Here is an 18,714-nt window from a genome sequence, read left to right as displayed (position 1 = left end):
GAGCGCTCTCAGGTCCAGTCCGGTGAGGACTCTAGAGGGGGCTCCGAGAACATGTCCATACCAATGGGGGAGGCCGCTCCTTCCGCACCCGGTCCGGCGGGTGGGAAGGAGCGGCCTCCGGGGCGCGGGCGCCGCGGACGGGCGCTCGGACGGCGGCGCTCGGCGGGACGCTCAGATGTCGGCGCTCACCTCGGAACGGTCCCCGCTCCACAGCGTGTGGTACGAGCCCGCCCGGTCGGTGCGCCGGTAGGTGTGGGCGCCGAAGTAGTCGCGCTGCGCCTGGGTGAGGGCCGCCGGCAGCCGCTCGGCCCGCAGGGCGTCGTACGAGGCCAGCGCGGCGGAGAAGCCGGGCACGGGCACGCCGTGGCGGACGGCCGTGGCCACCACGGCCCGCCACGCCGGCTGGGCCTCGCCGATCTCCTTGGCGAACTCCGCGTCGGCCAGCAGGGTGGGCAGCGTGGGATCGGCGGCGAAGGCGGCGCGGACGCGGTCCAGGAACGCGGCCCGGATGATGCAGCCGCCGCGCCAGATGGCGGCCACGGCCCCCAGGTCGATCCCCCAGCCGTACTCCTCGCTCGCCGCCTGCATCATGTTCCAGCCCTGGGCGTAGGAGGTGACCTTCGAGGCGTACAGCGCCTGCTCGACCTGGTCGGCGAAGCGCGCGGCCTCCCGCTCGTCCAGGACCTGACGGCGCGGGCCGGGCAGTTCGGCGGCCGCCTCGCGCAGCGCGGCGTGGCCGGAGAGGGAGCGGGCGAAGACCGCCTCGGCGATGCCGGAGACCGGCACGCCCAGCTCCAGGGCGGTCTGGACGGTCCAGCGACCGGTGCCCTTCTGTTCGGCCCGGTCGGCGACGACGTCGACGAAGGGCCGGCCCGTGGCGGCGTCGGTGTGGGCCAGGACCTCGGCGGTGATCTCGATCAGGTAGGAGTCCAGGCGGCCGGTGTTCCAGGTGCGGAAGACCTCGGCGATCCGGGCCGGCTCGTAGCCGGCGACGGTGCGCAGCAGGTCGTACGCTTCGGCGATGAGCTGCATGTCGGCGTACTCGATGCCGTTGTGCACCATCTTCACGAAGTGCCCGGCGCCGTCGGGGCCGACGTGCGTGGTGCAGGGCGTGCCGTCGGCGGCCTTCGCCGCGATGCTCTCCAGCAGCGGACGGAGCGCCGCGTGGGCCTCCTCCGACCCGCCGGGCATGATGCTGGGGCCGTTGAGGGCGCCCTCCTCGCCGCCGGAGATCCCGGTGCCGACGAAGTGGATGCCGCGCTCGCGCAGCCGCCGCTCGCGGCGGCGGGTGTCGGCGAAGTGGGCGTTGCCGCCGTCGACGACGATGTCGCCCTCGTCCAGCAGCGGGGCGAACTCCTCGATGACGGCGTCGGTCGGTCCGCCCGCCTTGACCATGATCACCAGGCGGCGCGGTCGCTCCAGCGCGGCCACGAACTCCTCCGGCGTCTCGGCGGGCACGAAGTCGCCCTCGTGGCCGAACTCCTCCACCAGGGCCCGGGTCCTGGCGGAGGTGCGGTTGTGCACGGCGACGGTGTAGCCGTGGCGGGCGAGGTTGCGGGCCAGATTGCGGCCCATGACGGCCAGTCCGGTGACGCCGATCTGCGCCGGGCTGCTCGTGGCCGGGTTGCTCATGCGTGGCTCCTGGGAAACGCGGGGGACATCGGTCGCTCGGTTGTACGGCTGTGATCTTCGATGCTCTCGCGTCCCCGCGTTTCCGGGGGCGCGCGAACCGCTCAGGAGACCGGAACGCACGTCGTCGAGGAGATGTTCCGGCCGATGAGGGGATCGGCGAGTTCCGGACGGCCCCTCGGACCGGAAGGAGTCGGACGAGCCGTCGGGGCCGGCGGGTGTGGCGGCCCGCCCCCCGGGGAAGCCGGAGGCCAGTCGAGTCGAGGGAGCGGGCGTGTTCGACGGTTTCGCGTTGGAGCACATCGACGTGGGGGAGGCGACCTTGCGCGTGCGCCACGGCGGCTCGGGCCCGCCCGTGCTGCTGCTCCACGGCCATCCGCGCACCCACGCCACCTGGCACCGCGTCGCGCCCCTGCTCGCGACGGACCACACCGTCGTCTGTCCCGACCTGCGCGGCTACGGGCAGTCCTCGAAGCCGCCCACCACCGACGACCACGCGCCGTACTCCAAGCGCGCCATGGCCCGCGACTGCCTGGCGCTGATGCGGCACCTGGGGCACGACCGGTTCGCCGTCTTCGGCCACGACCGAGGCTCCTACGTCGCCCACCGGCTCGCGCTGGACGCGCCCGAGGCCGTGACCCGCCTCGCGGTCGGCGACTGCATCCCCATCAGCGAGCACCTGGCCCGCTGCGACGAACGCTTCGCGCGCGCCTGGTACCACTGGTTCTTCTTCGCCGTCCCCGACAAGCCCGAACGCGCGATCCTCGCCGACCCCGCCGCCTGGTACGGCGGCTCCAAGGAGGCGATGGGCGCCGAGGCGTGGGAGGACTACCGGAAGGCCATCCACGACCCGGCCACCGTCCGCGCGATGCTGGAGGACTACCGGGCCGGTCTGACCGTGGACCGGCGCGACGAGGATGCCGACCGGGCCTCGGGCCGCCGCGTCACCTGCCCCACGCTGGTGCTGTGGTCCGAGAAGGACGACCTGGGCGACCTCTATCCGGACATCCCCGGTATCTGGCGCGCCTGGGCGGACGACGTCGTCTGCGGCACGATCGACAGCGGTCACCACATGGCCGAGGAGGCCCCCGAACAGCTCGCCGGGGCGCTGCGCGACTTCCTCGCCCCGGAGCGGGACGGCCCCGGACGTCCGCCTCACTTCGCGTCGGCATAGCACTCCACCACGGCCGTGGTGAACGGGAAGCGCACCGGCGTCTCGCCGAAGGCGGTGCGCCCCGCGACGTCGCCCGCCGTGCGGACCGCCTCGACCACCGCGTCCGCCTCCTCGGCGGGACAGTGCACGATCACCTCGTCGTGCTGGAAGAACACCAGCTCCGCCCGCGTCCCGGCCAGGGCCCGGCGCAGCGCCGCCAGCACCAGCAGCATCCAGTCGGCCCCGCTGCCCTGCACCACGAAGTTGCGGGTGAAACGGCCCCGGGCCCGGGCGCGGGCACCGGACGCGCCGTCCTCTCCGCCCGCCTCCTCGGGGGCCGTCCCGCCGTCCGCGCCGCTCCCGTCGTCCTCGCCCGGCGCGGTCGCGGGCGGGCAGGTGCGCCCCAGCCAGGTGCGCACCAGGCGGCCCTCCTCGCCGGCCCGTGCCGCCTCGTCCACGTACGCCACCGCCGCCGGGAAGCGGCGCCGCAGATCCGCCAGGTGGCGCAGGCCGTCGCCCGAGGTCTGGCCGTACACCGCGCCCAGCAGCGCCAGCTTGGCCCGGTCCCGGTCGCCGCCGAAGGCCCGGTCCGACAGCACCGAGTACAGGTCCCGGCCGCTGCCGGCCACCTCCATCAGTCCGCGGTCGCGGGAGATCGCGGCCAGCACCCTCGGTTCCATCTGGGCGGCGTCGGCGACCACCAGCCGCCACCCCGGATCGGCCACCACCGCCCGCCGCACCACCTTCGGGATCTGCAGCGCGCCCCCGCCGTTGGTGGTCCAGCGCCCCGAGACCGTGCCGCCGGGGACGTACTCGGGGTGGAAGCGGCCGTCGCGCACCCACGAGCGCAGCCAGGACCAGCCGTGCGCGGTGTACAGCCGGTGGAGCCGCTTGTACCGCAGCAGCGGGGCCACGGCCGGGTGGTCGATCCTCCGCAGCTCCCACGCCCGGGTGGACGACAGCCGGATTCCGGCCCGGGCGAACGCCCTGACGACCTCCGCGGGCACCTCCGGCCGCACCCGCACCCCGGGCCCGAAGGCGCGCGAGACCTCCTCGGCCAGCTCCGCCAGGCGCCGGGGCTCCCCGCTGCCCGGATAGCGCTCGCCGAGCAGTTCGTCCAGCAGCCTCCGGTGGACGTCGGCCCGCCAGGGCACCCCCGCCCGGCCCATCTCCACCGCCACCAGCGTCCCCGCCGACTCGGCGGCCAACAGCATCCGCATCCGCTCCGGGTGCTCGGCCGCCTCCGCCCGCCTCACCTGGTCGGCGTACACCTCCAACAGCGCCCCGAGCGGATCCGTGCCCGACGGCAGCGGCACCGGACCCGGCGCGAACAGCGAGGGCTGGAGGTCGGCCCCGGGCAGCGGCGGGTCCTCCGGCACCGGCCGCCGGTGCAGCCGCGCCCACGCCGCGGCCAGCGACCGCGGCTCGCCCCACCGCCCCTCGTGCCCCAGCAGCAGCGCCTCGGCCGCCTCGACGTCGTAGCAGCGCTCCACCCGCACCCCGGCGTCCAGCAGCCGCGGATACACCTCCGCCGTCGACCGCCACACCCACCGCGCCGCCTCCGGCCGCGCCGCGACGGCCCGCGCCACGTCCGGCTCGGTCACCACCGGCCCGGCCGCGCGCCCGCGCCCGTCCAGCGGGCACAGCCGGGCCGCGCCCTCGGCCGTCACCGCCACCGCCCAGCGCACCGATCGGCCCTGATCACCCCGCATACGGCGAGTGTGACAGCGGGCACCGACAATCGCCGACGGCCGCTCGCCGGCCACCCGTCCGGCCCTCCGCCCACGGGCCCTTCCTCCGCCGTGACGCCGTGCCGACGATCGGGCATACTCCAATCGCCGCAGCCGCAGGTCGGCCGCCCTCGTGACCCGAGGAGGCCGTACCGGCTGAGCACCACGTCCCGGCGGCGCCGCCACACCCCGAGCGCGCTCGCCGCCGCAGCGCCCGACAGGGAGGAGAGCGTCGCGATGACCGAATACGGCCCTCAACCGGTGGAACGTCGACTGCCCACCGAGGAGGCCCGCGACCTCCTCGAACTGGTCCGCGACCTGGCCCGGCGGGAGATCCGGCCGACCGCCGCCGAGGAAGAGGAGGCCGGGCGCTTCCCGCGCGAGACCTTCGCCCTCCTGTCGGAGGCCGGGCTGCTCTCCCTCCCCTACGACGAGGAGTTCGGCGGCGGCAACCAGCCCTACGAGGTGTACCTCCAGGTCCTGGAGGAACTCGCCGCGGCCCGTCTCACCGTCGGCCTCGGCGTCAGCGTCCACACCCTCGCCTGCCACGCCCTGGCCCACCACGGCACCAAGGAGCAGCGCGCCGAGTTCCTCCCGGCCATGCTCACCGGCGGGCTGCTGGGCGCGTACTGCCTCTCCGAGCCCGCCTCCGGCTCCGACGCCGCCGCGATGCGCACCCGCGCCGTGCGGGACGGGGACGACTGGGTGATCGACGGCACCAAGGCGTGGATCACCCACGGCGGCGTCGCCGACTTCTACACCGTCCTGGCCCGCACCGGCGGCCCGGGCCCCCGGGGCGTCACCGCGTTCCTCGTCCCCGGCGACGCCGAGGGGCTGAGCGCCGCCGCGCCCGAGCGGAAGATGGGCATGAACGGTTCGCCGACCGCCCAGGTCCACTTCGACGGGGTCCGCGTCCCCGACGGCCGCCGGATCGGCGAGGAGGGCCAGGGCTTCGCCATAGCCCTGGAAGCGCTCGCCTCCGGCCGCCTGGGCATCGCCGCCTGCGCGATCGGCGTCGCCCAGGCCGCCCTGGACGAGGCGCTGGCCTACACGGTCGGACGCGAGCAGTTCGGCCGTCCCGTCTCCGACTTCCAGGGCGTGCGGTTCATGCTCGCCGACATGGCCACGCAGATCGAGGCCGGCCGGGCCCTGTACCTGGCCGCGGCCCGGCTGCGCGACGCCGGCGGGCGGTTCGTCCGGCAGGCCGCGATGGCCAAGCTGTTCTGCACGGACGTCGCGATGCGGATCACCACGGACGCGGTCCAGCTCCTCGGCGGGTACGGCTACACCCGCGACTACCCGGTCGAGCGGCTGATGCGGGAGGCCAAGGTCCTGCAGATCGTCGAGGGCACCAACCAGATCCAGCGGGTGGTGATCGCCCGCCACCTCGTGGGCCCCGAGAGCCGCTGAACCGGCCCGGCGCCGCGCGCGACGGCGGTCCGCGACGTCCCCTCCCGTCCACCGGGAGGCCGCCGCGGACCGCCGTCTTCCGTGTGTACCGGTCCGGAACACCCGCCCGCGCCACCCGCGCCGGGGGACGCGCGCACACCCTCGCGCGGGCGGGGTTCCGGCCCGGCGCCTCGAGGGGGCCGGGCCGGAACCGGCCTACTTCGCCTTCTTGCCGTCCTTGGTGACGGCGTGCCAGACGCCGCCCACGCCGTGGCCGTTGGTGTCGCCGGGCGCGGTGTCGCCGGTGAACCAGTACAGCAGCCGGCAGTCGATCGAGAGCTGCTCGGTTCCGTCGGGGCGCGTGAAGGTGGTGATCAGCTTGGGGTCGATGCCCTCGATGCGGTTCTTGTCGACGGGCTTGGCGGGCTTCCACGTCTTCAGGCACTCGCCCAGGCAGTTGGTCTTCATCGGCCAGGCGGAGTCCTTGTCGAACCGGTAGAGCGTCCTGCCCTGCGCGTCCACCACGATCTCGCCGAGCCCGGGGTCGTCGGCGAGCGAGAGCCGGGCGGGGGCGGCGTCGCCGTTCCCGGCCGGCTCGTCCGCGGCGCCGCCGTCCTGCCCGGCCTTCTTGCCGTCGGCGGCCAGCGCGCTCCAGGTGCCGCCCACGCCGTGGCCCTTGGTGTCGCCGGGCTCGGTGTCCTTCGCGTAGCGGTACACCGGCCGGCCGCCCAGGGTGAGCTGCGTGCTGCCGTCGGAACGTTCGACCGAACCGAGCAGCTCGGGGTCCATCCCGGACGCGGCCCCGGCGTCGTCGGCCGGCACCGGCGGCCACGCCGCGGCGCAGTCGCCGTCGCAGTTGGAGGCGGGCGGGTCGGCGGAGTCCTTGTCGAACCGGTAGAGCGTCCAGCCCTTGTCGTCGGCGACGACCTCGCCCAACTCGGCGTCCTCGCGGAGGGTCAGCACTCCGGCCGGGCCGCCGCGGTCGGTGCTCCGGCCGGCCTGTTCGGTGCTGTCGCTCCCGCCGTCCCCGTAGCCGCCCGAGTACCCGGGCGCGGCCGGCGAGCCGTTGCCCGCGGGCTGGACCGTGCCGTCCTGCGGGGAGGACGCCTGGCCGCTGCCGCAGCCCGACACCACCAGCACCGCCGCGACCACCGCGCCCGCCGCCGCGTACCGCCGATTCCTCATGACCAACTCCTTCGCACCGGTCCGGCGGTCTTCCGCCGTTGTCGCCGGGGGATACGAGGGGTGGCCGGCGGGCGTTCAAACCCCCGGAAAGTTGTCGTGCCGTGACAATCCGGCGACGGGGGCGGGCGCGGAGGGGCCGTCGGTGCCGGGCGCCGTCGGTCCTGGATCAGTCCTGGATGCGGAGCGCCAGGGCGGGGCAGCGGCGCACCGCGCGCAGCGCCTGCTGCCGCAGGTGCGCGGGGACGGGGGCGGACGCCTTCGACGGGTAGCCGTCCGGGCCCAGCCGGATCACGTCGGGGACGATGTCGGCGCACAGCCCGTGCCCCTGGCACAGCGTCCAGTCCACGACCAGCTTCTCCGGGCTCTCCTCCGGACGCTCCCGGGAGGCGCCGGAGCCGGACGGCAGGGCGAGGAGGGGAAGGGCGTCGGTCTCCGGCGGCAGCGGCAGCACACCGGCCACCGGCCGCCCGCAGCCCCGGCCGAGCGCGTGGTCGGAGAACTCCTCGGGGAAGGACTCCAGCGCCGACTTCACGAAGCGGCCGGTGCCGTCGGGGTGGCTGCACGCCCCGCGCTTGGCGACGGTGGCGATGCGGGCGCGCACGGCGTCCAGGGCGGCCGGGCCCCCGCCGTTCGCGACCTCCTCCAGGGCGTCGGCGAGCGAGGGCAGGCCCAGGAAGCAGGGCCCGCACTGGCCCGCGGTCTCGCCCGCCATCCAGCGCGCCACCCGAGCCGTCTCGCCCACCGGGCAGGTCGTCTCGGGCATCGGCAGCACCGCGCCCGCGCCGAGCACCGCGCCGTACTCGGCGAGGGAGTCGCGGGAGATCGTCGCCGACCAGGCGGCCTCCGGCCCCACGAAGGTGCCGTGGTAGCCGCCGACGAGCACGCCCTGGCCGACGTCCAGGCCGCACAGTTGGAGGACGTACGGCAGGGGGACGCCGGTCGGGGTCTCCACGACCACCGATCCGGCCACCGTCAGCAGCGTGGTGCCGGGCTCGGTGGGCAGGCCGACCGAGCGGTACTCCAGCGCGCCGAGCCGGGCGGCGACGGCGAGCTGGGCGAAGGTCTCGGTGTTGGAGAACAGGGTGGGCAGACCACCGAGCCCGCTGTCGCTGGAGCGGATCCGGCGGCCCGAGGGAAGGGCGGTGCCCTGGCCGATGCCGCCGATCATGGCGCTGCTCTCGCCGGTGACGAACCGTTCGGGCAGCAGGGACACCCGCACGCGGGGTCCGGTGGGGCCGCGTTCGTCGACGGCCGCCTGGACCGAGCGCTGCACGTCGGTGCGGGTCACCCCGATCCACACGCCCTCCGAGCCCATCGCCGTGGCGGCCAGGACGGCGCCGTCGACGACCAGGTGCGGTGCCTGGAGGAGCAGCGCGGTGTCCTTCAGGCAACCGGGCTCCCCCTCGCTGCCGTTGACCACGACGACCGAGCGGCCGTCCCTGCGCCGGGCGGACTCCACCACGGCCCGCATCTTGCGGGCGAAGGGGAAGCCCGCCCCGCCGCGCCCGCGCAGGTCGATGTTCTCCGCGAGCTCGATCACCTCCTGGGCGCGCAGCCGTGGCAGCGAGCCGTGCCGGGTCAGGTGTGCGACGCGGTCCAGGCGCGCCACCTCGTGCAGTCCCGCCAGCAGGCGGGGCGGTCCCACGGAGGCGAGCGTGGCGACCGGTTGGCTCACGTCTCCCTCCCGCGGGCGGAGGCCGCGGTGCCGGCGCGCCGCGAGGTGACCAGGCGCGTCGCGAGCGCGACCCCGGTACCGGCCAGGGCCAGCGCGTACCCGGCGACCGCCCAGTCGGCGGCCGGCCTTCCGGAGCGCAGGCCGTGCACCAGCGCGGCGCACCAGGCCAGGTAGGCGCACATGTGCAGGGCGCGCCACCACCGTGAGCGGCCCCGGACGGCGAAGGCGCTGCGCACCGCGCCGGTGACCGCCGCGACCAGGAACAGGTAGCCCGCGAGGGTGCCGAGTCCGATCAGCAGCGGTCTGCCCGCGTCGGTGAACGGCACCAGCACGGCCGCGGCGCTCGCGCGTCCCTCGGCGACCTTCACCCAGATGTGCAGTGCCAGGAAGCCGAGGCCGGCGACGGCCGTGCCCCGGTGCACGGCCTGGGCGAGCAGCCGGTGGCCGGAGTCCAGCAGCATCCGATCGGTGGCGGCCAGGCCCCACAGCACCGTGGCGGAGAGCGACACCAGCGCCAGCACTCCGGCGCCGAAGTCGAGGAATTCCCAGAACCTCCGCAGCGCGCCCGCGTTGGCGGCGACGAGCAGGGCGAGCAGGGCGGCCAGGGCCAGGCCGCGGAGCACGTTGGGCCGGGCCCCTCCGGCGTGCCGCCCTCTGGAGAGCTGCGCGCGCTGCACGCGCGGGGTGCCCGGCGGACGCTGGGGACGCTGGGCCCGGCGCGAGCGGGGCGGTTGCATCACGGGGCTGGGAGAGGGGGGTGGCGGGGACAAACGGAACCTCCCGAGCGGGCGGTGGCCGAACACTCTCCTCGTGTCCGGTCCTTCTCCGGTCGTGAATCGCGAAGTGACGCCGGGTCGTCGACCGGTGACGTCCGGTACCGCGGCCTCCACTTTGCGCGACCAAAAAAGTGATGGTCGGGATGCAGAAGCATCCACGAGCTTCGCGGGATCTTCATAGTATTTATCGCGCTGTGACAAATTCCCGCGCGCGCGTCGCCGCCGCCCCGGCGGCTGAGAATGATGCCGAACCAGGCGGTACGGACCGTTCCCCACGAGCGGTCCGCAGCAGTGCGCCCCCCACCCGGGAGGGCGTTGGAGGGCCCTCAACACCCTTGCCGTGACGGGGAAAAGCAAGGGTCGTCCCTCCGCGAGCCCGACCCGCCCCGCGCGGGACAGGCTCCCACCCCGGCAGGAACGAGGTAGAGATGTGTGAACTTCTGAACCGCATCTGGTCGCGTCCCCGCGGCGAGTGGACCCGCGTTCTGAGAAAGGAACTTCCCGCGATCGCCGGCCAGGTGGTCGAGGAACTGCACCACGATCACCGATTTTCCGAGATGTTTGCGAACATCAAGCGCGAAGACGCGCGGGAGGCGGTGGAGCAGGCACTGCTGACGGCCCTCGGATACCGGAAGGGAGCGGAGGAGAAGGACGGAGGCCGGTACGGGTCCGGCAGGGGACCCCGGAAGGAGGCACTCGCCGCCCCCGTCCCCATCGACCGGGCGCGCCGCCACCTCTTCGCGGCCCTCACCAGCGACCCGTGCGAACCCGAGGGCTCCCTCGCGGAGTTGGCCCGTTCCGCCCGTTGGCCGCTGCCCGAGGCGGTCCGCGTCGTCGTCCTCGCCGCGCCGACCGAGGCGCTCCAGCTCGCGGCGGTGCTCGGCGACGCCCTGATCAGCATCGCCGACGGCGAGCCCTGTCTGATCGTCCCGGACCGGGGCGCGTCCACCCGTGCCGCCCTGGAGAGCGCCCTGCGCGGGCGCAGGGCCGCGGTGGGCCACCCCGTGCCGCCCGGGGACACCCTCTCCTCGCTGCGCTGGGCGCGGCGTCTGCCGGCGCTCGCTCCCGGGCGCGGCGGCGCCGAGTCCTCGCCGGTGTTCGTGGACGACCACCTGTCGATGCTCCTGCTGTTGCAGGACGAGTCGCTCACCCGCGCGTTGGCGGCCCGCTGGCTCCGGCCGCTGGAGGAACTGACGCCGCGTCAGAGCGAGCGGCTGGAGATGACCCTCCTGGCCTGGCTGGAGGGCGGCGGCGCCCCGGAGGCCGCCAAGACCCTCCAGGTGCACCCGCAGACGGTGCGGTACCGGCTGCGTCAGATAGAGAAGCTGTTCGGGCCGGCGCTGAGGGACCCGCGCACCCGGTTCGAGTTGGAGATGACCCTGCGCAGCCGCCGTCTGACGGCGCAGGTGCGGCGCAGGAATCCGCGTGCGGGACGTAGCGGGCGCGCCGTGGCGGGCGGACGCCCGCCGGCCGGCGCCGCGCGGCAGGCCCGGGTCAACGGCCTGTGACCACCGGGGGTTCATCCGTTCGTACGCCCCCCGCGAACGGCGTCCACCCCCCGGTGACCGCGGGCCGGCGGGCCGGCCCGCACCGTGACCGCGCGGACGGGGGGCCCGGGNNNCCCCCCGGCGCGTCCGGAGGAGCGTCGGCTACCGAACGGCCGGCCCGTGTTCCCGGTGCCGGTCCGCCGGGCCCAGGGCACGGGGGGACGCGCCGCTCCGTCCGGAGGAGGCCGGCGCGTCCTCGGCGAGCGCCTCGTACTCCACCAGCCCGGTGTCCTCCAGCACCGTGATGTGGTCCAGGACGACGTCGTTGGCGCGGGTGGCCAGGGACCGCACCATGGAGTTGCGGGTCTGCGCCCGCACCAGCGCCACCAGGGCGAAGACCTTGCCGTGGGCGCGACGCAGCAGGTTGGCGAACAGCCGGTCGTACTCGTCGCCCCGGGCGGCGTCCATCTGCGACAGCCACTGCTGCTGCTGTTCGCTGGGCTGGTTGGCCAGCTCGATGCCGAGCGCGCGGCCCGCGTCGATGGCCAACTGGTCCAGCTCGGTGTGGCCTTCGACCAGGTGCTCGCCCGCGGTCCTGACCTCCTCCCGCGCGCTGCGCTCCTGGGCCTGCCGCCCCGAGGGCAACTCCCACAGCCCGGCGAGCCGGACCTTGCGGACGAAGTCGCGGTCCATGGGCGTGAGCGGCCCGTAGGGCGTGCTCACCGTCCCGCGACCGTCGTCCTCCCAGCCCTGTGCCGCCGTCGCCGTCGCGGCCGCGGTGCCGCTGCCGTCGAACAGGTGGACCGGGAGCAGCAGCGCCGTGAGCGTGGCCGCGAGAGCGCCGATGACCAGGACCGTGCCGATCGTCCGCCCGGATGCGACGGACCGGCCGATGACGGACCGCATGGCAGCCTCCTCGTACTCGCCTCTGCCTCCACTCCTGGAGTGGCACGGGGACGCTAACGCCCGGACGAGGGAGGGTGTCGATGCTTCGTCATCAACCGACAAAGAACGGTCGGTGACCGCGGGCCGCTGCTAGGTTGCCGTGCGGATCGACGGCGCCCCGCGGCGGGAGGACGGCGCGGAGCGCGGTGTCGGAGGACCGCCGGCGCCGCCGGTGCGGGGACCGGCCGGTGGAGCGGTGGACGGACGAGCCCGCCGGCAGGGCCCGCCCGCGGACGCGTCAGTGCCGGGGGTGCCGCCCGTGCGGAACGCGCATCGGGTGCGCGCCCGGGCCTCCCACGTGGGAGAAGGGCTGCATCCGCCAGTCCAGCCCCTCGGGCAGCGTCAGCAGCGTCGCGGCGTCCTGCTCCTGCGCCTCGTGCTCGGGGCCGTCGGGCCGGGCGTCGTCCACGGAACGCCCCGATCCCTGACAGACCGTCAATCCGAAGGGGTTCCACGGCGTCGGGCACAGCGCGTGCTCGGGGAGCGTCTCCTCGTCGGCCAGCAGCGCTATCGGCTGCGAGCAGTCCGGGCAGACCACCCGGAAGATCTCGTAGGTCTCGTACGTGTCGTACTCCTCGGCGTTCTCCTCGTGGAGCTCGGTGTCCGGGTGACCGGCGTGACGTGGCTTCACAGTGCGCATGCAATCCCCCTTGGACGGGCGGCCGGGCGTCCGTTTTCCCGGGAGCCCCGGCCACAGCAAGCACTTCCCTCCGTGACCGGCGCGTAATCACCCCGTTCCCGCGGACCCGGGGGCACTGGTGTGGCGTTCGTCACAGGGGTGCGCCGGAGGGGCGCCGCCGGCACGTCCGGTGTGCTCCGGCGCGCCCGGCGCAGTAGGTTGCCTGCTGTGGAGGAGCTGGATCGTCGCATCGTGGAGTTGCTCGTCAGGGACGGGCGGATGAGCTACACCGACCTGGGCAAGGCCACCGGCCTGTCCACATCGGCGGTGCACCAGCGCGTCCGGCGCCTGGAGCAGCGCGGTGTCATCCGCGGATACACGGCCATCGTCGACCCCGAGGCCGTCGGACTGCCGATGACCGCGTTCATCTCGGTCAAGCCGTTCGACCCCAGCGCGCCGGACGACATCGCCGACCGCCTCGCGGAGGTCCCCGAGATCGAGGCGTGCCACAGCGTCGCGGGCGACGAGAACTACATCCTCAAGGTGCGGGTCGCCTCGCCCATAGAGCTGGAGCACCTGCTGGCCCGCATCCGCTCCCTCGCCGGCGTCTCCACCCGCACCACCGTCGTGCTCTCCACCCCCTACGAGTCCCGACCGCCCCGCATGTGACGCGGCCGGGACCGGCTCGGCCACCCCGGGCGACCCCGCGCCGCCGGGACGGGGGAGACTGGCGGTCATGAGCGACAGCACGGCCCCCCTCGATCGACCCCGCACCGTCCTGCTGCGCGGCGGCGAGGTCCACAGCCCCGCCGACCCCTTCGCCACCGCCATGGTCGTCGACGGCGACGGCATCGCCTGGATCGGCTCGGAAGGCGCCGCCGACTCCTTCGCCGACGGCGTCGACGAGGTGATCCACCTCGACGGCGCGCTGGTCACCCCCGCCTTCACCGACGCCCACGTCCACACCACCGCGACCGGCCTGGCGCTCACCGGCCTCGACCTGACCGGCGCCCGCACCCTGGCCGACGCCCTCGCCCGCGTCCGGGCCCACGCCCGGACCCGCCCCGCCGACCGGATCCTGCTCGGCCACGGCTGGGACGCCTCCGCCTGGCCCGAGCGGCGGCCCCCCTCCCGCGCCGAACTCGACGAGGCCACCGGCGGCCGGCCGCTCTACCTCACCCGCGTCGACGTCCACTCCGCGCTGGTCACCACCGCCCTGCTCGACCTCGTCCCCGGCATCACCGACCTGCCCGGCTACGCCCCCGACGCCCCCCTGACCGGCGACGCCCACCACGCCGCCCGGGCCGTCGCCCACGGCTCCGTCACCCCCGCCCAGCGCGCCGAGGCCCAGCGCGCCGCCCTGCGCCACGCCGTCTCCCGCGGCATCGGCACCCTCCACGAGTGCGCGGGCCCCGAGATCTCCGGCGAGGACGACCTGACCGGCCTGCTGCGCCTGGCCGCCGAGGAGCCCGGCCCCCGGGTCTTCGGCTACTGGGCCGAGCACGTCACCTCCGCCGAGGACGCCGAGCGGGTGCGGGAGTTGGGCGCCATCGGCGCCGCGGGAGACCTCTTCGCCGACGGCTCCCTCGGCTCCCACACCGCCCACCTGCACGAGCCCTACGCCGACGCCGACCACCGCGGCACCGCGCACCTCGACGCCGACGCCGTCGCCGCCCACGTCGCCGCCTGCACCGAGGCCGGGATCCAGGCCGGGTTCCACGCCATCGGCGACGCCGCCCTGACCGCCGTCACCGACGGCGTGCGGGCCGCCGCCGAGCGGGTCGGCCTGGACCGGGTGCGGGCCGCCCGGCACCGCGTCGAGCACGCCGAGATGCTGACCGAGGCCACCATCGCCGCCTTCGCCGAGTACGCCCTCACCGCCTCCGTGCAGCCCGCCTTCGACGCGGCCTGGGGCGGCGAGGACGGCATGTACGCCCGCCGCCTGGGCCCCGAGCGCGCCCGCACCCTCAACCCGTACGCCGCCATGCTGCGCGCCGGCATCCCCCTGGCGTTCGGCTCCGACAGCCCCGTCACCCCGCTCGACCCCTGGGGCACCCTGCGGGCCGCCGCCTTCCACCACACCCCCGAGCACCGGATCTCCGTCCGCGCCGCCTTCACCGCCCACACCCGCGGCGGCTGGCGGGCGATCGGCCGCGACGACGCCGGCGTCCTCGTCCCCGGCGCCCCGGCCGACTACGCGATCTGGCGCGTCGGCGAACTGGTGGTGCAGGTGCCCGACCACCGGATCGCCGCCTGGTCCACCGACCCGCGCTCCGGCACCCCGGGCCTGCCCGACCTCGCCCCCGGCCGTGACCTGCCCGTCTGCCTGCGGACGGTGGTCGCCGGACGGACGGTGTACGCACACCCGAACGAGTGACGGCCGAGATCGCCCATACCTCCGATCGATGCCCCCTCCTCCGGTCGCCTTCCGGCCCCGCCCTCCTCGCTGACCTGCTGGTTTGACGAAAAACCGCAGGTGGGGAGGGTGTTGACAGGCGGCGGCCGTGGGCGGGTAGGTTCGGCCGAGTCCACCACAGGACGTTCGACCGGGAATCCTCCGCGCGCAGTCGTCGAACGAGCTGGGTCATGGGCGGTGCGTCCCACCGGCGTACGGCCGGGAGCCAGGTCCAGCGCCCGCGGCTCGGGGACGGAAGGGTTCGGACCGGTCGACAGGTGAGACCCGGGAGGGGCCCGGACGCTCAGTAGACAACGGCTCTGGGCCGATCCGCAGCCGGCGGATCCCCGGCCGGCCCGAAGGGCACCGGGCCCCGATCCCGCGACGATCCGCCGGATTCCCCCACCGCCCCCGCCCGGCGGTCCCCCGCCCGGCACGGGCGCCCCACCCCCGGCCCACCGCGGCCCCCCGGCGTTGTACGGTCGGGCTCGTCACCGCACGACCTGCAAGGAAGGCCGCGACCGTGCCATCGGGCCCCGACACCACCGCCGAAGCCGAGACCGAAGGTCCGGCCGCCCGGCGGCCGGACGAACCGCCGCGCCGCCGGACGGATACGCCCGCCGACGTCCCCGACGACGCCGTTCCCGGCGGGCGTCCCGGCCGCCGCCGTCCCCTGGCCCGCCTGGTGTCCCTGGTGCGCCGCGAGGCGTACCGGACGGCCGCGGCCGTCGCCGCCGGCGTCGCCCTGGCCGCCGCCTTCCCGCCCTACGACCTGTGGCCGCTGTCGATCGTCTCCGTCGCCGCGCTCGCCCTCCTCACCCGGGGACGCACCGTGCGGCAGGGGGCCTGGCTCGGCCTCGCCACGGGGCTGCCGTTCTTCTTCGTGCTGCTCAAGTGGCTCCACGTCGTCGGCTGGGACGCGGTGTTCGGCCTGGCCCTGGTCGAGGCGCTGTTCTTCGTGCCGCTGGGCGCCGGGCTGGCCCTCGCCTCGCGGCTGCCGCTGTGGCCGCTGTGGGGGGCCTGCCTGTGGGTCGCCGAGGAGTGGGCCCGCGACCGCCTCCCCTTCGGCGGCTTCCCCTGGGGGCGGCTGGCCTTCGCCAACACCGCCTCGCCGCTGACCCCGCTGGCCGCCCTGGGCGGCGCGCCCCTGGTCACCTTCGCCGCCGCGCTGGTCGGCGGCCTGCTCGCCGCGGCGGCCGTGGCCGTGTGGCGGTCGCGCGGACGCGGGGACGGCCCCCGCCCGGCCCGCGCCGCGCTCCCGGCCGCGGGGGCGCTCGCCCTCGCCGCGGCCGTCACCGTCTCCGGCCACGCCGTGCCGGTCCCCACCCAGGCGGCCGACACCGTCCGCATCGCCGTCGTCCAGGGCAACGTCCAGCAGCCCGGCATGGACTTCCTCGGCCGCCCGATGCTGATCCTCGACAACCACGTCCAGGCCACCCTGGAACTGGCCGCGGACGTGGCGGAGGGCCGGGTGGAGCGGCCCGAGCTGGTGATCTGGCCGGAGAACGCCTCCGACCTGGACCCCCACCGGCACCCCGAGGCGCGCGCGGCCATCGACCGGGCCGCGCGGGCCGTCGGCGTCCCGATCCTCGTCGGCGCCCTCGTCGACCACCCCACCGAGGAGGGGTACGTCGAGAACCAGGGCATCGTCTGGGACCCCGAGACCGGCCCCGGCGCCTCCTACACCAAGCAGCACCCGGTGCCCTTCGGCGAGTACGTCCCCTACCGCGACCAGCTCAGCAAGGTGATCACCCGCCTCCAGCGCGTGCCGCGCGACTTCTGGCCCGGAGAGCGCACCGGCGTGCTGGAGGTCGGCCCGGCCCGGCTCGGCGACGTCATCTGCTTCGAGGTGGCCTACGACGAGATCGTGCGCGACACCGTCAACGACGGCGCCCGCGCCCTGGTCGTCCAGACCAACAACGCCACCTACGGCCGCACCGGCCAGCCCGAGCAGCAGCTCGCGATGTCCCGCCTGAGGGCCGTGGAGCACGGGCGGGCCGTCGTCACCGCCGCCACCAGCGGCATCAGCGCGATCGTCGCCCCCGACGGCACGATCGAGCAGCGGACGGAGGAGTTCACCCGGGACGTCCTCGTCGCCGACCTCCCGCTGCGCGACGAGATCACCTTCTCCGACCGAATCGGTCCCGCGCCGGAGTGGGTGCTCGCTATCGTGGGCGTCCTGTCCTGCGCCGCGGCATACGTCCTCGGCCGACGGGGGGCAGACGGGGAGAACGGGACAGAGGGGAAGAGGCAGCGACAGTGAACGACGCCCGACAGCGCGGCAAGAGCCCGCTCGGCAGGATCCTGGTGATCATTCCGACCTACAACGAGGTCGACAACATCCGCCAGGTCGTGTCCAGAGTGCGCGAGGCCGTCCCCGAGGCCCACGTCCTCGTCGCCGACGACAACAGCCCCGACGGGACGGGGAAGGTCGCCGACGAGCTGGCGGCGGCCGACGAGCGGGTCCGGGTCCTCCACCGCAAGGGCAAGGAGGGGCTCGGCGCCGCCTACCTGGCCGGGTTCCGCTGGGGCATCGACAACGGCTACGACGTCCTGGTCGAGATGGACGCCGACGGCTCCCACCAGCCCGAGGAGCTGCCGCGGCTGCTCACCGCCCTCAAGGGCGCCGACCTGGTGCTCGGCTCGCGCTGGGTGCCGGGCGGGCGCGTGGTCAACTGGCCCCGGCACCGGGAGTTCCTCTCCCGCGGCGGCAGCACCTACTCCCGACTGCTGCTGGGGGTGCCCATCCGGGACGTCACCGGCGGCTACCGGGCCTTCCGCAAGGAGACCCTGCTGGGGCTGGGCATGGACGACGTGGCCTCCCAGGGGTACTGCTTCCAGGTCGACCTCGCCCACCGCGCCGTACAGGCCGGGTTCCACGTGGTGGAGGTGCCCATCACCTTCGTCGAGCGCGAGCGCGGCGACAGCAAGATGAGCCGGGACATCGTCGCCGAGGCCCTGTGGCGGGTCACCGCCTGGGGCGTGCGGTCCCGGGTGAACCAGGTTCTCGGGCGCAGGCACACTGGATGACATGACGACCGGCGCACCGTACCCGTACGAGCCTCCGTGGCAGCAGCCCCGGACCGAACCGCACCCCCGACCCGGCGGGCCCCGACGCCCGCGCGGCCGGAACCTCCTCCCCCTGGGCGTGGCCGCCTTCGCGGTGCTGGAGGTCTGGCTGCTGATCCTGCTCGCGGACGCCACGAGCGGCCTGGTCGTCCTGGCCGTCCTGGCCGCCGGGTTCGTCCTGGGCGCCGCGGCCGTCAAACGCGCGGGACGGCGTGCCTGGCGCGCCCTGGTCGAGACGGTGGAGGGCCTCCAGCCGGGCGCCGACCCGGCCGCTCGCACGACCGCCGACCCCGCGCGGCGCGGCGGGCACGGGTTCGCCATGCTGGGCGGGCTGCTGCTGATGCTGCCGGGCCTGGTCTCCGACGCCGTCGGCCTGCTGTGCCTCTTCCCGCCGACCGCGGCCCTGCTGCGCCGGGGCGTCGAGCGCCGTCTCGCCCGCCGCGCGGGCTTCGCGCCCGGTTCCCTGGGCGACGCCTTCCGGCAGGCCCGCACGGCGGAGGAGCGGATGCGCATCCACCGCCCCGACGGCAAGGTCGTCCAGGGCGAGGTCGTGCGCGAGGAGACCGTCCGCGAGGAGGACGGCGGAGGCGTGCGGTAGGCCCCGCGGTCGTCGGAGCGCGGCCGGACACACGCGAGGGCCCGGCCACCTTCGGGTGGCCGGG

The 18,714-nt window shown here is 75.3% G+C and carries 15 protein-coding genes; 8 read left to right on the top strand and 7 right to left on the bottom strand.

All coding sequences use genetic code 11. The features are described from left to right. Positions 1-171: 171 nt before the first annotated feature. On the bottom strand, positions 172-1,632 hold the full coding sequence (gene gndA / locus ABD335_RS09650) for an NADP-dependent phosphogluconate dehydrogenase (RefSeq protein ID WP_344321735.1): 1,461 nt from the start codon (positions 1,630-1,632) through the stop codon (positions 172-174). 271 nt (positions 1,633-1,903) lie between these two features. Here gndA and ABD335_RS09645 point away from each other — a divergent pair, with 271 nt between their 5' ends. Beyond that, a complete protein-coding gene (locus ABD335_RS09645) occupies positions 1,904-2,803 on the top strand; it encodes an alpha/beta fold hydrolase (RefSeq protein ID WP_344321734.1) in 900 nt (299 codons plus the stop codon). On the opposite strand, the gene ABD335_RS09640 is transcribed toward ABD335_RS09645, so the two are convergent. Then, positions 2,785-4,494 (bottom strand): bifunctional 3'-5' exonuclease/DNA polymerase, encoded by a 1,710-nt coding sequence (locus ABD335_RS09640; protein WP_344321733.1) that lies wholly within the window; start codon positions 4,492-4,494, stop codon positions 2,785-2,787. The two genes, ABD335_RS09645 and ABD335_RS09640, sit on opposite strands and share 19 nt — an antisense overlap. Positions 4,495-4,749: 255 nt before the next feature. On the opposite strand from ABD335_RS09640, the gene ABD335_RS09635 reads away from it, so the two are divergent. Then, positions 4,750-5,922, top strand: coding sequence for an acyl-CoA dehydrogenase family protein (locus ABD335_RS09635; protein ID WP_344321732.1), 1,173 nt, complete (start codon positions 4,750-4,752; stop codon positions 5,920-5,922). Positions 5,923-6,117: 195 nt separating this feature from the next. On the opposite strand, the gene ABD335_RS09630 is transcribed toward ABD335_RS09635, so the two are convergent. The 3 genes from ABD335_RS09630 to ABD335_RS09620 all read right to left on the bottom strand — a co-directional run bounded on the left by ABD335_RS09630 (position 6,118) and on the right by ABD335_RS09620 (position 9,498). Beyond that, positions 6,118-7,086 (bottom strand): SCO0930 family lipoprotein, encoded by a 969-nt coding sequence (locus ABD335_RS09630; RefSeq protein ID WP_344321731.1) that lies wholly within the window; start codon positions 7,084-7,086, stop codon positions 6,118-6,120. A 166-nt stretch (positions 7,087-7,252) separates the two neighbouring features. Next, positions 7,253-8,761 (bottom strand): NADH-ubiquinone oxidoreductase-F iron-sulfur binding region domain-containing protein, encoded by a 1,509-nt coding sequence (locus ABD335_RS09625; RefSeq protein ID WP_344321729.1) that lies wholly within the window; start codon positions 8,759-8,761, stop codon positions 7,253-7,255. Beyond that, positions 8,758-9,498 (bottom strand): hypothetical protein, encoded by a 741-nt coding sequence (locus tag ABD335_RS09620; RefSeq protein ID WP_344322115.1) that lies wholly within the window; start codon positions 9,496-9,498, stop codon positions 8,758-8,760. Before ABD335_RS09620 ends, ABD335_RS09625 begins: the two co-directional genes overlap by 4 nt. 467 nt (positions 9,499-9,965) lie before the next feature. Between ABD335_RS09620 and ABD335_RS09615 the strand changes: the two genes are divergently transcribed. Further along, complete coding sequence (locus ABD335_RS09615; RefSeq protein WP_344321728.1) at positions 9,966-11,045, top strand: PucR family transcriptional regulator; 1,080 nt, start codon at positions 9,966-9,968, stop codon at positions 11,043-11,045. A 141-nt stretch (positions 11,046-11,186) separates the two neighbouring features. Here the strand turns inward: ABD335_RS09615 and ABD335_RS09610 are convergent, their stop codons facing one another. Together ABD335_RS09610 and ABD335_RS09605 are read right to left on the bottom strand one after the other, a co-directional pair. Then, positions 11,187-11,930 carry a DUF4142 domain-containing protein gene (locus ABD335_RS09610; RefSeq protein WP_344321727.1) on the bottom strand — a complete coding sequence of 248 codons (744 nt, stop codon included), beginning with the start codon at positions 11,928-11,930 and terminating at the stop codon, positions 11,187-11,189. A gap of 277 nt (positions 11,931-12,207) precedes the next feature. Beyond that, complete coding sequence (locus ABD335_RS09605) at positions 12,208-12,609, bottom strand: hypothetical protein (protein WP_344321726.1); 402 nt, start codon at positions 12,607-12,609, stop codon at positions 12,208-12,210. A 207-nt stretch (positions 12,610-12,816) separates the two neighbouring features. Between ABD335_RS09605 and ABD335_RS09600 the strand changes: the two genes are divergently transcribed. The 5 genes from ABD335_RS09600 (at position 12,817) to fxsA (ending at position 18,650) form a co-directional block, all read left to right on the top strand. Further along, the gene (locus tag ABD335_RS09600) at positions 12,817-13,257 is read left to right on the top strand and encodes an Lrp/AsnC family transcriptional regulator (protein WP_344321725.1); all 441 of its coding nucleotides are present in this window, start codon (positions 12,817-12,819) and stop codon (positions 13,255-13,257) included. Between the two features lie 67 nt (positions 13,258-13,324). Next, positions 13,325-14,965 (top strand): amidohydrolase, encoded by a 1,641-nt coding sequence (locus ABD335_RS09595; RefSeq protein WP_344321723.1) that lies wholly within the window; start codon positions 13,325-13,327, stop codon positions 14,963-14,965. A gap of 541 nt (positions 14,966-15,506) precedes the next feature. Next, complete coding sequence (lnt, locus tag ABD335_RS09590; protein WP_344321722.1) at positions 15,507-17,246, top strand: apolipoprotein N-acyltransferase; 1,740 nt, start codon at positions 15,507-15,509, stop codon at positions 17,244-17,246. Continuing rightward, the gene (locus ABD335_RS09585) at positions 17,243-18,013 is read left to right on the top strand and encodes a polyprenol monophosphomannose synthase (RefSeq protein ID WP_344321721.1); all 771 of its coding nucleotides are present in this window, start codon (positions 17,243-17,245) and stop codon (positions 18,011-18,013) included. The genes lnt and ABD335_RS09585 overlap by 4 nt, the downstream gene beginning before the upstream one ends. 1 nt (position 18,014) lies before the next feature. After that, positions 18,015-18,650: an FxsA family membrane protein gene (gene fxsA / locus ABD335_RS09580; RefSeq protein WP_344321719.1), complete on the top strand. Its 636-nt coding sequence runs from the start codon at positions 18,015-18,017 to the stop codon at positions 18,648-18,650. Positions 18,651-18,714: the final 64 nt, after the last annotated feature.

It is taken from the genome of Streptomyces macrosporus (assembly GCF_039533145.1).
GTDB lineage: Bacteria > Actinomycetota > Actinomycetes > Streptomycetales > Streptomycetaceae > Streptomyces > Streptomyces macrosporus.
Note: the sequence above shows the minus strand (reverse complement) of the source record. Positions and strands in the feature narration are given on the sequence as shown.